Below are 12,549 nucleotides of genomic sequence, written 5' to 3'. Positions count from 1 at the left end.
CCTATCGCGACGCAAGGCCGCTCCTACACAATAGTGCGTCGCCATCGACATTTGCACAGGCCGCGCACCATGCCCCATATCCTCATCGTCGAAGACGAAGCCGCCATCGCCGACACGCTGGTCTACGCCCTGCAGGCCGATGGCCACAGCACCGAATGGGTGACCCTGGGCAGCGCGGCCCTCGTCCAGCAACGCCAGCGCCCGGCCGACCTGATCATCCTCGACATCGGCCTGCCCGATATCAGTGGCTTCGAAACCTGCCGCCAGCTGCGCCGCTTCAGCGAAGTGCCGGTGATGTTCCTCAGCGCCCGCGATGGCGAAATCGACCGAATCGTGGGCCTGGAGATCGGTGCCGACGATTATGTGGTCAAACCCTTCAGCCCGCGCGAGGTGGCCGCGCGCGTGCGGGCGATCCTCAAGCGCATGGCGCCAAGGGCCGAGCCTGCTGCTGCGGCAACGCTGTTCCAGCTCGACACCCTGCGCATGCAGATCAGCTACCGCAACCAGCCGCTGGCCCTGACCCGCCATGAGTTCCGCCTGCTGCAATGCCTGCTGGAGCAGCCCCAGCGGGTATTCAGCCGCGAGCAATTGCTCGATGCCCTGGGGGTGGCCTCCGACGTGGGCTACGAGCGCACCATCGACAGCCATATCAAGAGCCTGCGCGCCAAGTTGCGCCTGGTGGCCAGCGCGGCAGAGCCGATCCAGACCCACCGCGGCCTGGGCTACAGCTACAGCCCGGATCACGCCTGATGCGCCTGGGCATCCGGATCTTCCTGGTGTACTTCCTGTTTGTCGGGCTGGCGGGCTACTTTCTGCTCAACACAGTGCGCGAGCAGATCCGCCCGGTGGTGCGCCAGTCGTCCGAGGAAACCCTGGTAGACACCGCCAACCTGCTGGCGGAGATCCTGCACGATGACGTCAAGGCCGGCACCCTCGGCCAGAGCCGCCTGCCCGAAGTGCTCAAGGCCTACGGGTCGCGTAGCCCGGGCGCGCAGATCTGGGGGTTGGCGAAGAATCAGGTCAGCCACCGCATCTACGTGACTGACGCCAAAGGCATCGTCCTGCTCGACTCCAGCGGTGAAGGCCTGGGCAAGGACTATTCGAAGTGGAACGATGTCTACCTCACCCTGCGCGGCGAATACGGCGCCCGCTCCACGCGCAGCGTCGCTGATGACGAAAGCACCTCGGTGATGCACGTGGCCGCGCCGATCATCGATGACGGCCGGATCATCGGCGTGGTGACCGTGGCCAAGCCCAACAGCTCGCTGCAACCCTACATCGACCGCTCCGAGCAGCGCTTGCTGACGTTGGGCCTGGGCTTGATCGGCCTGGGCCTGTTGATCGGTGCTGCGCTGTCGTGGTGGCTGGCGCGCTCGCTGCGCAGGCTGGCCCGCTACGCCCAGGCCGTCAGCGAAGGCGAACGGGCGGCGCTGCCGCACTACAAGGGCGGCGAGCTGGCGCACCTGGCCAATGCGGTGGAGCGCATGCGCACGCAGCTGGAAGGCAAAGCCTATGTCGAGCGCTACGTACATACCCTGACCCACGAACTGAAAAGCCCGCTGGCGGCCATTCGCGGTGCCTCCGAGTTGCTGCAGGGCGATATGCCAGCCGAACAGCGGGCGCGCTTTGTGGGCAATATCGAACGTGAGAGCGAGCGCTTGCAGCAGATGATCGAGCGCCTGCTCAACCTGGCACGGGTCGAGCAGATGCAGGCGCTGGAAGACGAGCAGCAGGTGGCGTTGGCGTCGCTGGTCGACGAACTGCTGCTGGCCCATGCGGCACGTATCGAAGGGGCTGGCCTGCAGGTGCGCCAGCGGGTGCCGGTGGGGCTGCGGTTGTTGTGTGATCCGTTTCTGATGCGCCAGGCGCTGGCCAACCTGCTCGATAACGCGCTGGATTTTACCCCGGCGGGCGGGGCGCTGTTGTTCGAGCTGGAGCGCGAGGGCGGGCGCGTGGCATTGAGCCTGTTCAACCAGGGGCAGGCGATCCCGGCGTATGCCATCGGGCGGGTCAGCGAGCGGTTCTACTCACTGCCGCGGCCGGGCAGCGGGCGCAAGAGTACCGGGCTGGGGCTGAATTTTGTGGCTGAGGTGATGCAGTTGCATGGCGGTACGTTGGCGGTGGATAACGTTGACGGCGGGGTGCGGGTGCGGTTGTGGCTGCCGGGGCGGCGTATCAGCTGAGGTTGCTGGGGCTACGCGCAAAAACACGCAATCTCCATACAGTCTCCCCAAAGCCTCCATGCAAGGCGCAGACACTGCGCCCACTGCCATAGGAGGCCCCATGAACAAGACCTTGAGTTTCAAGCTCGGCATGATTGCCCTGCTGATGTTGCTGTTGCTGATCCCCCTGCTGCTGATCAATGGCCTGATCGACGAGCGCCAGAGCCTGCGTGACAGTGTGGTGCGGGACATCGCCCAGAGCGCCAGTTTCGACCAGCAGCTCAGCGGCCCGCTGCTGGTGGTGCCCTACCGCAAGTACCAACGGCGCTGGATCGACAAGGACGGCGAGCGTACCCAGGAAACCAGCACCATCGCCGGTCACCTGTACTTCCTTCCGGAAACCTTCGATGCCGACCTGGGCGTGGAGACCGAGCTGCGCGCACGTGGTATCTACCAGGCACGGCTGTTTCACGCCAAGGGCCGTATCAGTGGCCGCTTCAAACTCCCCGAGCGCTGGGGCATCGACAAGGACTTTGACGACTACCAGTTCGACAAACCCTTCCTGGTGGTGGGCATCAGCGACATCCGCGGCATCGAGAACGGCCTGGAGCTGACCTTCGACGAACGCAAGTTGCCGTTCGAAGCCGGCACCGGGCTCAGCTGGATGCGCGCGGGCGTGCATGCCAGTCTGCCAGGGCTGGATGGCCTGCAGGCGCGCGAGTTCAGCTATGGCTTCGACCTGGCGTTGCAGGGCACTGGCCAGCTGCAGGTATTGCCGGTGGGCCGCACCAGCAGTGTCGACCTGCGCGCCAACTGGCCGCACCCAAGCTTCATCGGCAGCTACCTGCCCAGCCGTCGCGACATCGATGCCCAGGGCTTTAGTGCCAATTGGCAGACGTCGTTCTTCGCCACCAACCTCGAAGACGCCCTGCGCCAGTGCGCCAGCGTGGGGGAGTGCACGGACTTCAGCGAACGGACCTTCGGCGTGAGCTTCGTCGACCCGGTGGACCAGTACTTGAAGAGCGAGCGGGCGATCAAATATGCGCTGTTGTTCATCGCCCTGACCTTTGCTGGCTTCTTCCTGTTCGAGGTGTTGAAAAACCTCAGCGTGCACCCGGTGCAGTACATCCTGGTGGGGGTGGCGCTGGCGTTCTTCTACCTGCTATTGCTGTCGTTGTCCGAGCACATTGGCTTCGGCCCGGCGTATGGGCTGTCGGCTTCGGCCTGTGTGTTGCTGATTGGCTTCTACCTGAGCCACGTGCTGCACAGCCTCGGGCGTGGGGTGGGGTTTGCGGCAGGGTTGGCAGCGCTGTACGCGATGCTTTATGGGCTGCTCAGCGCCGAGGACTATGCGCTGCTGATGGGCTCGCTGCTGTGCTTTGGCTTGCTGGGTGTGTTCATGGTGCTGACCCGGCGGTTGGACTGGGCACGGGTGGGGAGGTCGGCATGAGGGAGGATAGAGAAATCGGGCGCTGGTTGGCCCTCAGGATCGGGCAGTTGTTTCCTGTGATACCCAAGTAAGGATTGGGGCTGCTTTGCAGCCCCGCGAATGGCCCTGTCAGGCTGTCGGTGCTGTGGCGACCATCGAAGGCCGCTTGGCCACCTCGGCATACCACGCCGCCAACCCAGGCTGGCGCTCGCGCCAGCCAAACTCAGGCTGACGCAAGTCCAGATACCCCAGCGCACACGCCACACCAATCGCGGCCAGGTCAAAGCCTGAGATCAGTTCCGCGAGGTGCTCCTGCTCCAGGTTGGCCAGGCTACGGCGGATCTTGTCGCCCTGCGCCTCAAGCCAGCCGTCCCAGCGCTTGCCTTCAGGCCGCAGGAAGCTCTCATAGCGCGACGACACCGCCGCATCCATGATCGCATCGGCCTGCGACACCAGCGTCATGCGCCGCCAGCGCGCCGAGCCTTCACGCGGCAGCAACGGCAGGCCGACATGCTGCAGGTCCAGGTATTCGCAGATCACCCGGCTGTCGTGCAGCACCGTGCCGTCGTCCAGGCGCAGGGCCGGGATCTTGCCGATCGGGTTGCCCAGGTTGAGCTGCGCGTCGCCGCTCACCGGGCTGATATTCACCGGTTGCAGGGTGACGCGGTCAAGCTGGCCAGTCTCGTGCAGCACCACCATGACCTTGCGCACGAAGGGCGACAGCGGCGAGTGGAACAGCGTCATCGTGGCCATGGTTCAATTGCCTTGCAGGCTGGGCGGCAGGCACACGCCGGTACCGCCGATGCCGCAGTAGCCGCCCGGGTTCTTGGCCAGGTACTGCTGGTGGTAGGCCTCGGCGAAGTACACGGTTGGCGCTTGGTCGATCTCGGTGGTGATCGCGCCGAAACCGGCCTTGTTCAGCTCGGCCTGGAAGGCGTCGCGGCTGGCCTTGGCTTCGTCGAGCTGCTGCGGCGAGGTGCAGTAGATGGCCGAGCGGTACTGGGTGCCGACATCGTTGCCCTGGCGCATGCCCTGGGTCGGGTTGTGCAGTTCCCAGAACATCGCCAGCAGCTCGCGGTAGCTGAGCTTGTTCTTGTCGAACACCACCAGCACCACTTCGGTGTGGCCGGTCAGGCCCGAGCAGACCTCTTCGTAGGTGGGGTTGGGGGTGAAGCCGCCGGCATAGCCGACCACGGTGCTGACCACGCCTTCACGCTGCCAGAAGCGGCGCTCGGCGCCCCAGAAGCAGCCCAGGCCGAAGATGGCGAAGTCGATGTCGCCTTCGAAGAACGGGCCGAGCAGGGGCGTGCCCTCGAACACATAGTGGAACTCGGGCAGGGACATTGGGGTTTCGCGGCCAGGCAGCGCCTGCTCCGCAGTTGGCATGACGTTTTTGTTCACCAGGATTTCCGAACGCAGGACCATGGCCGCTCCTCTTTTTTCAGATATCTGTTTGTCAGATAGATAAGTGTTGGCCGCGAAAGGGCCGGAATGGCCTCTATAGTGCACGAGGTTGGCGCCGCTGTCAGGCCACCGGGCCGCGCGGATAACGCTTGAGTTTTTCGGCCAGCTCACGCCCCGGAATCGGCCGATCGAACAGATACCCCTGGCCCACATCGCAGCGGTGCCGGCGCAGAAACGCCAATTGCGCCGGGGTCTCGATGCCCTCGGCGACCACCTTGAGCTTGAGGTTATGGGCCATGGCCACCACCGCCGAGGTGATCTCCATGTCGTCCTGGTTGTCGGGGATTTCGTTGATGAAGCTGCGGTCGATCTTGATGATGTCGATCGGAAACTTCTTCAGGTAGCTCAACGACGAATAGCCCGTGCCGAAGTCGTCCATGGCCAAAGTCAGGCCCAGGGCCTTGAGCTCGTCGAGCTGGCGGTGGGTGTCTTCGGTCGCTTCCAGCAGCAGGCCTTCGGTCAGCTCCAGCTCCAGCAGGTGCGGGGGCAGGGCCTCCTCCTTGATGATCGAGCTGATTGATGCCACCAGGTCAGGGTCGGAAAACTGCTTGGGCGACAGGTTGATGGCCACGTGCAGGTTGCCCATGCCGGCCTCGCGCAGCTGTTGGCTCATGCGGCACGCCTGGCGCACCACCCACTTGCCGATGGGGATGATCAGGCCGGTTTCCTCGGCCACGCTGATGAACTGGTCCGGGCGGATCATGCCCCGCTCGGGGTGGTTCCAGCGCAGCAGTGCCTCCAGCCCCAGCAGGCGGCCGCTGCGCAGGCACAGCTTGGGCTGGTAGAACACCTCCAGCTCGTTCTGGGTCAGGGCGCGGCGCAGGTTGTTCTCGACGAACAGCTTGTAACTGGCCTCGGCATTGAGCACTTCGGTAAACACCTGCACCTGGTGCTTGCCGTTGGCCTTGGCCTTGTGCAGGGCCAGGCCTGCGTTTTTCATCAGGCTTGCCGGGTCGATGCCATGCAGCGGCGCGCAGGCCAGGCCCACCGAGGCGGTGACGTTGATCAGCTGGTTGTCGACGAACATCGGTTTGTCGAGGGTGCGTAGCAATTGCTGGGCGACGCCCTGGCCATCTTCCAGGTGGGTGTCGTCGAGCAGCACGGCAAACTCGTTGCTGGCAAAGCGCGCCAGGATGCCGCCGGCGCTGAGACTGTTGCGCAACCGTCGGGCGAGGCTGACCAGCAGCTTGTCGCCGGTCTGGTGGCCGAGGCTGTCGTTGATGCGCTTGAAGTTGTCGATGTCCACCAGCAGCAGGCACATGGAATGCTCGTCGTTGCGGGCAAAGCGCTCGTCGAGGCTGCGGATGAAGGCCGGGCGGTTGCCCAGGTTGGTCAGGTTGTCGGTGTAGGCCAGGCGTTCGATGCGTTGCTGGGCCAGCTTGGTTTGGGTGACATCTTCGTAGATGCCGATGTAGTGGGTCAGCTCGCGGTTGTCGCCATACACCTTGGAAATCGACAGCTGGCCCCAGTAGGGCTCGAGGTTTTTACGCCGGCTCTTGAATTCGCCCTGCCAGCTGTTGCCCATGGCCAGGCTCGACGGCGAATCGAACAGCAGCTCGCTGAGGTTTTCCAGGGCGGGCAGTTCGGCCAGTTGGCGGCCCTGGACTTCGTCGGTGCTGTATTGGGTGATCGCCGTGAAGCTTGGGTTGACGTACTCCACCACGCCATCGCGGTTGACCAGCAAAAAGGCGCTGGCGCTTTGCTCTACGGCGCGCTGGAACAGGTGCAGGGCACTGGCTGCCGTGCGCCGGTTGTGGTTGGTGATGACCTGGGCGAACTGGTCGGCCAGCTCACCGGCAAAGGCGATTTCGTCCGACTGCCAGGCCCGCGGCTGGCCGCTTTGCTCCAGGCACAACACGCCGATGACCTGGCCATCGACGCGCACGCTGGCATCGAGCATGGCTTTGTTGTCGGGGCGCAGGCTTTGCGTCAGGGCGCGGGTACGCGGGTCGTGGCTGGCGTTGTGGGCATCGATGGCGCGGCTGGCGTGCAGGGCGTCGAGGTAGTCGGGAAAGCGGCTGGCATCGATGGCTTCGGGCAGGCGGTGTTGCTGCTCGTGGCGATACCAGGCGCTGATCGGCTCCAGGCGCTGGTCTTCCAGGTGCCAGATGCTGGCGCTGTCGACCTTGTAGATTTCGCAGGCGCTCTGGGTGATCAGCTCGGCGGCTTCGAGCAGCGAATTTTCGGCGCTGTAGCGCTGGCGGGCCAGGCGCAGGATCAGGTCTTGCTGACCACGCACCCGCTCCAGGTGTTCGAGCTGTTCTTGCTGGGCGCGCTGGTTGAGTTGCAGGGCCAGTTGCAGGCGAGTGTTGCGTGACTCCAGCTCGCTGGGGTCTGCGTCGTTGGCGTCGTCGGGCGGATCGTCGAGCACGCTCAGGTAGCCGCGCAGCAGTTGGCGATTGTGCTGCCTGTAGGCCTCCCCGGCCTCGACCAGACGCAGCGATGCACCCGGGCCATGCAGGGTGTAGCGCACCCGGTAATAACCGCGCCGGGCCAGCTGCGACTGGATTTCATCGTGCAATCTGTAGCGGGCCTCGGGCTCCATCAGGCTGGCATAGGGCGCATCGACCATGGCACAGAGTTCGCCGGCCTGAAGGCCGAACTGGCGCTCGCAGGCAGGGTCGAGGTAGAGCATCGCCCAGGTGGCTTCGTTGAGCCTTTCGAAACGCAGCATCCCGAGCCGCGAGGGCACGGGTAGCTGCGTGACGACCTCGGCCGCCACACGGCTGGCGGCATCGGGTTGGCTTTTCATCGAAGACTCGCTTGAAGAGGGAACGCAGCCTGGCGGCGACGGTGGATCTGGCAAGGTTGCATCATGTCCCGAGGGCTGGCAAGCGGCCATGCGTGATGCTGTGGAAGGGTTATCGGCTGATGTGGCCGATTCTGTAGTTTGGCTGGAGATTTTGGGGCCGCGTTGCGGCCCATCGCGACACAAGGCCGCTCCTACAGGGAACCGCGATCGCCTTGTAGGAGCCTTGTGTCGCGATGGAGGGCGAAGCCCTCCCAGGATATCCAGACAAAAAAAAGCCCCGCCAAATGACGGGGTTGAGGTACGAGCGTGGCAGCTCGAAAAGGGTACTGCCCCTCTTGCGAGGGGCAGCTTGCCGCCTTACAGCAGCAGGGTGCGGATATCCGCCAGCACGTCGCCCAGGCGCTTGGTGAAGCGCGCGGCGGCAGCGCCGTTGATCACACGGTGATCGTAGGACAGCGACAGCGGCAGCATCAGCTTCGGCTGGAAGGCTTTGCCATCCCACACCGGCTGCATGGTTGCCTTGGACACACCGAGGATCGCCACCTCTGGCGCATTGACGATCGGCGTGAAGCCGGTGCCGCCAATGTGGCCGAGGCTGGAGATGGTGAAGCAGGCGCCTTGCATGTCGTCGGCCGACAGCTTTTTGGTGCGCGCCTTCTCGGCCAGTGCAGCGGCTTCGGCAGCCAGTTGCAGCAGGTTTTTCTGGTCGACGTTCTTGATCACAGGGACCAGCAGGCCGTCCGGGGTGTCCACGGCAAAGCCGATGTTCACGTACTTCTTGCGGATGATGGCCTTGCCGCTTGGTGCCAGCGAGCTGTTGAAGTCCGGCAGTTCCTTGAGCAGGAAGGCGCAGGCCTTGAGCAGCAGCGGCAGCACGGTCAGCTTGACGCCAGCCTTCTCGGCCACGGCCTTCTGCGCAACGCGGAAGGCTTCCAGCTCGGTGATGTCGGCAGAGTCGAACTGGGTCACGTGCGGCACGTTCAGCCAGCTGCGGTGCAGGTTGGCGGCACCGACCTGCATCAGGCGGGTCAGGGCCACTTCTTCCACTTCACCGAACTTGCTGAAGTCCACGGCAGGGATCGGCGGGATGCCAGCGCCGCCAGTCGCGCCGGCAGCTGCCGGTGCTTCTTTGGCCTTCTGCATCATCGCCTTGACGTAAACCTGCACGTCTTCTTTCAGGATACGGCCGTGCGGGCCGGTCGCGGCAACCGCGCCCAGCTCGACACCGAACTCACGGGCCAGCTGGCGAACAGCGGGGCCTGCGTGAACCTTGGCGTTGTTGCCGGCAGCCGGTGCGGTAGCGACCGGTGCAGGGGCAGCAGCGGGGGCAGCGGCAGCCGGTGCGGCGGCCGGAGCCGCCTCAGCCTTGGCCGGTGCAGCAGCGGCAGGCGCTGGCGCAGCAGCCGGGGCGGCGCCCGCGACTTCCAGTTTGATGATCAGGTCACCGGTGCCGACTTCGTCGTCCAGCTTGGCGATCACTTCCTTGACCACGCCAGCGGCGGGCGAAGGGATTTCCATGGAGGCCTTGTCGGACTCTAGGGTAATCAGCGACTGGTCGGCTTCGACGGTGTCGCCGACCTTGACCAGCACTTCGATGATCTTGGCCTTGCCCGACGAGCCGATGTCCGGCACGTGGATGTCCTGCACGCTGGCAGCAGCAGGGGCTGCAGCCGGCGCAGGGGCCGCTTCGGCAGCCGGCTTTTCAGCGGCAGCCGGTGCAGCGGCAGGGGCAGGTGCGGCGGCTGGGGCCTCGGACGCAGCAGCGCCCTCGGCTTCCAGAACCAGCAACTCGTCGCCCTCTTTCAGGCGATCGCCCAGCTTGACCTTCAGCTCTTTGACGATGCCGGCCTTGGGGGCCGGGATCTCCATGGAGGCCTTGTCGGACTCCAGGGTCAGCAGGCTCTGGTCAGCCTCGATACGGTCACCGACCTTGACGAACAGCTCGATGATTTCACCTTCACCGCTGCCGATGTCAGGTACGCGAATGAGTTCGCTCACTTAAAAATACTCCTCAGCAGTCCAGTGGGTTGCGCTTGTCCGGATCGATACCGAACTTGACGATAGCGTCAGCCACCACTTTCGGTTCGATCTCGCCACGGTCAGCCAAGGCTTCCAGGGCAGCCAGCACCACGAAGTGACGGTCGACTTCGAAGAAGTGACGCAGCTTCTTGCGGCTGTCGCTGCGACCGTAACCATCGGTACCCAGGACTTTGAACTCTTTGCTCGGCACCCACTGGCGAATCTGTTCGGCGAACAGCTTCATGTAGTCGGTGGAGGCGATGACCGGGCCTTTGCGACCGTTCAGGCACTCTTCGACGTAAGTCAGCTGAGGCTTCTGGCCAGGCTTGAGGCGGTTGGCGCGTTCCACGGCCAGGCCGTCACGACGCAGTTCGTTGAAGCTGGTGACGCTCCACACGTCGGCACCGACGTTGAACTCTTCACGCAGGATCTTCGCCGCTTCGCGGACTTCGCGCAGGATGGTGCCGGAGCCCATCAGCTGAACGTGGTGCGCGGCTTCGCGGGTGTCTTCTTCGAGCAGGTACATGCCCTTGATGATGCCTTCCTCGACACCGGCCGGCATGGCTGGCTGCTGGTAGGATTCGTTCATCACGGTGATGTAGTAGAAGATGTCCTGTTGCTCTTCGGTCATCTTCTTCATGCCGTCCTGGATGATCACCGCCAGCTCGTAGCCGTAGGTCGGATCATAGGTGCGGCAGTTCGGGATGGTGCCCGCCATCATGTGGCTGTGACCGTCTTCGTGCTGCAGGCCTTCACCGTTGAGGGTGGTACGGCCGGCGGTACCGCCGATCAGGAAACCACGGGTGCGGCTGTCGCCAGCGGCCCAGGCCAGGTCGCCGATACGCTGGAAGCCGAACATCGAGTAGAAGATGTAGAACGGCAGCATCGGCTGGTTGTGGCAGCTGTACGAGGTACCGGCAGCGATGAACGACGACATGGCGCCGGCTTCGTTGATGCCTTCCTCGAGGATCTGGCCCTTCTTGTCTTCGCGGTAGAACATCACCTGGTCTTTATCGACTGGCTCGTAGAGCTGGCCGACCGACGAGTAGATGCCCAACTGGCGGAACATGCCTTCCATACCGAAGGTACGGGCTTCGTCCGGGATGATCGGGACGATGCGCTGGCCGATTTCCTTGTCCTTGACCAGCTGCGCCAGGATGCGCACGAAAGCCATGGTGGTGGAGATTTCACGGTCGCCCGAGCCGTCCAGGATCGCTTTCAGCGTTTCCAGGGATGGGGTCGGTACGCTGAAGCTCTTGGCGCGACGTTGCGGCACGAAGCCACCCAGGGCAGCGCGGCGCTCGGCCAGGTACTTGGCTTCGGCTGAACCTTCTTCTGGCTTGAAGAACGGCAGGTTCTCGAGGTCGGCATCCTTGACCGGGATGTCGAAGCGGTCACGGAAGTGACGCAGGCTGTCGACGTCGACCTTCTTGGTGTTGTGCGCGGTGTTCTTGGCTTCGCCTGCACCGGTGCCGTAACCCTTGATGGTCTTGGCCAGGATGACAGTCGGCTGCTCTTTGTGGTTCACCGCCTGGTGGTAAGCCGCGTAGACCTTGTACGGGTCGTGGCCGCCACGGTTGAGCTTCCAGATCTCGTCGTCGGACAGGTCTTCGACCATGGCCTTGAGCTCTGGGGTGTTGAAGAAGTTCTCACGCACGTAGGCGCCGTCTTTGGCTTTGTAGTTCTGGTACTCGCCATCGATGACTTCGTCCATGCGGCGCTGCAGGGCACCGTTGGTGTCCTTGGCCAGCAGTGGGTCCCAGAAACGGCCCCAGACGACTTTGTTGACGTTCCAGCCACCGCCACGGAACACGCCTTCGAGTTCCTGGATGATCTTGCCGTTGCCGCGAACCGGGCCGTCGAGGCGCTGCAGGTTGCAGTTGATGACGAAGATCAGGTTGTCCAGCTTCTCGCGGCCAGCCAGGGCGATCGCGCCCAGGGATTCCGGCTCGTCGCACTCGCCGTCGCCCATGAAGCACCAGACCTTCTGCTTGCCGGCCGGGATGAAGCCACGGGCTTCCAGGTACTTCATGAAGCGTGCCTGGTAGATCGCCTGGATCGGGCCCAAGCCCATCGAAACGGTCGGGAACTGCCAGAAGTCAGGCATCAGCCAAGGGTGCGGGTACGAAGACAGGCCTTTGCCGTCCACTTCCTGACGGAAGTTGTTCATCTGGTCTTCGCTGATGCGCCCTTCCATGAAGGCACGGGCGTAAACGCCTGGCGAAGCGTGGCCCTGGAAGAACACCAGGTCGCCGCCGTGTTCTTCGGTCGGGGCCTGGAAGAAGTAGTTGAAGCCGATGTCGTACAGGGTGGCACTGGAGGCGAAGCTGGAGATGTGCCCGCCCAGGTCCGAGTCTTTCAGGTTGGTGCGCATGACCATGGCCAGAGCGTTCCAACGCACCAACGAGCGAATGCGGCGTTCCATGAACAGGTCGCCAGGCATGCGTGCTTCGTGGGTGACAGGGATGGTGTTGCGGTATGGCGTGGTGATCGCATACGGCAGCTGGGAGCCACTACGGGTGGCCAGCTCGCCCATACGGGTCATCAGGTAATGAGCGCGGTCTTCGCCTTCTTTGTCGAGGACCGACTCCAGGGCATCCAGCCATTCCTGGGTTTCGATTGGATCGAGGTCTTGCATGGCTTGCTCCAGGGCGGAAAGGCAACCAGAATCGATTGCCTGAGTTTGCGACTGGCCTTATGGGCAGACGTCGTGAATTCTTGGA

Annotated in this window: 8 protein-coding genes; 3 read left to right on the top strand and 5 right to left on the bottom strand. The window is 63.8% G+C overall.

Annotated elements, in window-relative coordinates; genetic code table 11:
- Positions 1-69 precede the first annotated feature (69 nt).
- From creB to creD, 3 genes are all read left to right on the top strand, one after another.
- Positions 70-750, top strand: a complete 681-nt coding sequence (gene creB, locus NP534_RS22145) for a two-component system response regulator CreB (protein WP_274100123.1) — start codon at positions 70-72, stop codon at positions 748-750.
- Positions 750-2,183, top strand: a complete 1,434-nt coding sequence (creC, locus tag NP534_RS22140) for a two-component system sensor histidine kinase CreC (protein ID WP_274100122.1) — start codon at positions 750-752, stop codon at positions 2,181-2,183. Before creB ends, creC begins: the two co-directional genes overlap by 1 nt.
- Positions 2,184-2,283: 100 nt before the next feature.
- Positions 2,284-3,612: a cell envelope integrity protein CreD gene (gene creD / locus NP534_RS22135; protein WP_274100121.1), complete on the top strand. Its 1,329-nt coding sequence runs from the start codon at positions 2,284-2,286 to the stop codon at positions 3,610-3,612.
- A gap of 108 nt (positions 3,613-3,720) precedes the next feature.
- On the opposite strand, the gene NP534_RS22130 is transcribed toward creD, so the two are convergent.
- From NP534_RS22130 to aceE, 5 genes are all read right to left on the bottom strand, one after another.
- Complete coding sequence (locus NP534_RS22130; RefSeq protein ID WP_274100120.1) at positions 3,721-4,344, bottom strand: glutathione S-transferase; 624 nt, start codon at positions 4,342-4,344, stop codon at positions 3,721-3,723.
- Positions 4,345-4,347: 3 nt separating this feature from the next.
- Complete coding sequence (gene msrA, locus NP534_RS22125) at positions 4,348-5,016, bottom strand: peptide-methionine (S)-S-oxide reductase MsrA (RefSeq protein WP_274100119.1); 669 nt, start codon at positions 5,014-5,016, stop codon at positions 4,348-4,350.
- A gap of 100 nt (positions 5,017-5,116) precedes the next feature.
- Complete coding sequence (locus NP534_RS22120; protein WP_274100118.1) at positions 5,117-7,807, bottom strand: sensor domain-containing protein; 2,691 nt, start codon at positions 7,805-7,807, stop codon at positions 5,117-5,119.
- 357 nt (positions 7,808-8,164) lie between these two features.
- Positions 8,165-9,805, bottom strand: a complete 1,641-nt coding sequence (gene aceF / locus NP534_RS22115; RefSeq protein WP_162525116.1) for a dihydrolipoyllysine-residue acetyltransferase — start codon at positions 9,803-9,805, stop codon at positions 8,165-8,167.
- A 13-nt stretch (positions 9,806-9,818) separates the two neighbouring features.
- Positions 9,819-12,464, bottom strand: coding sequence for a pyruvate dehydrogenase (acetyl-transferring), homodimeric type (aceE, locus tag NP534_RS22110; RefSeq protein WP_274100117.1), 2,646 nt, complete (start codon positions 12,462-12,464; stop codon positions 9,819-9,821).
- Positions 12,465-12,549: the final 85 nt, after the last annotated feature.

This window comes from Pseudomonas sp. 39004 (assembly GCF_028682155.1).
Lineage (GTDB): Bacteria > Pseudomonadota > Gammaproteobacteria > Pseudomonadales > Pseudomonadaceae > Aquipseudomonas > Aquipseudomonas capeferrum.
This window is presented reverse-complemented; position numbering and strand designations above follow the sequence as displayed.

Excerpts from the sequence above, each read along its gene's own strand:
- creB (WP_274100123.1), top strand. The coding sequence starts at position 70 with ATGCCCCATATCCTCATCGTCGAAGACGAAGCCGCCATCGCCGACACG.
- creC (WP_274100122.1), top strand. The coding sequence starts at position 750 with ATGCGCCTGGGCATCCGGATCTTCCTGGTGTACTTCCTGTTTGTCGGG.
- creD (WP_274100121.1), top strand. The coding sequence starts at position 2,284 with ATGAACAAGACCTTGAGTTTCAAGCTCGGCATGATTGCCCTGCTGATG.
- NP534_RS22130 (WP_274100120.1), bottom strand. The coding sequence starts at position 4,344 with ATGGCCACGATGACGCTGTTCCACTCGCCGCTGTCGCCCTTCGTGCGC.
- msrA (WP_274100119.1), bottom strand. The coding sequence starts at position 5,016 with ATGGTCCTGCGTTCGGAAATCCTGGTGAACAAAAACGTCATGCCAACT.
- NP534_RS22120 (WP_274100118.1), bottom strand. The coding sequence starts at position 7,807 with ATGAAAAGCCAACCCGATGCCGCCAGCCGTGTGGCGGCCGAGGTCGTC.
- aceE (WP_274100117.1), bottom strand. The coding sequence starts at position 12,464 with ATGCAAGACCTCGATCCAATCGAAACCCAGGAATGGCTGGATGCCCTG.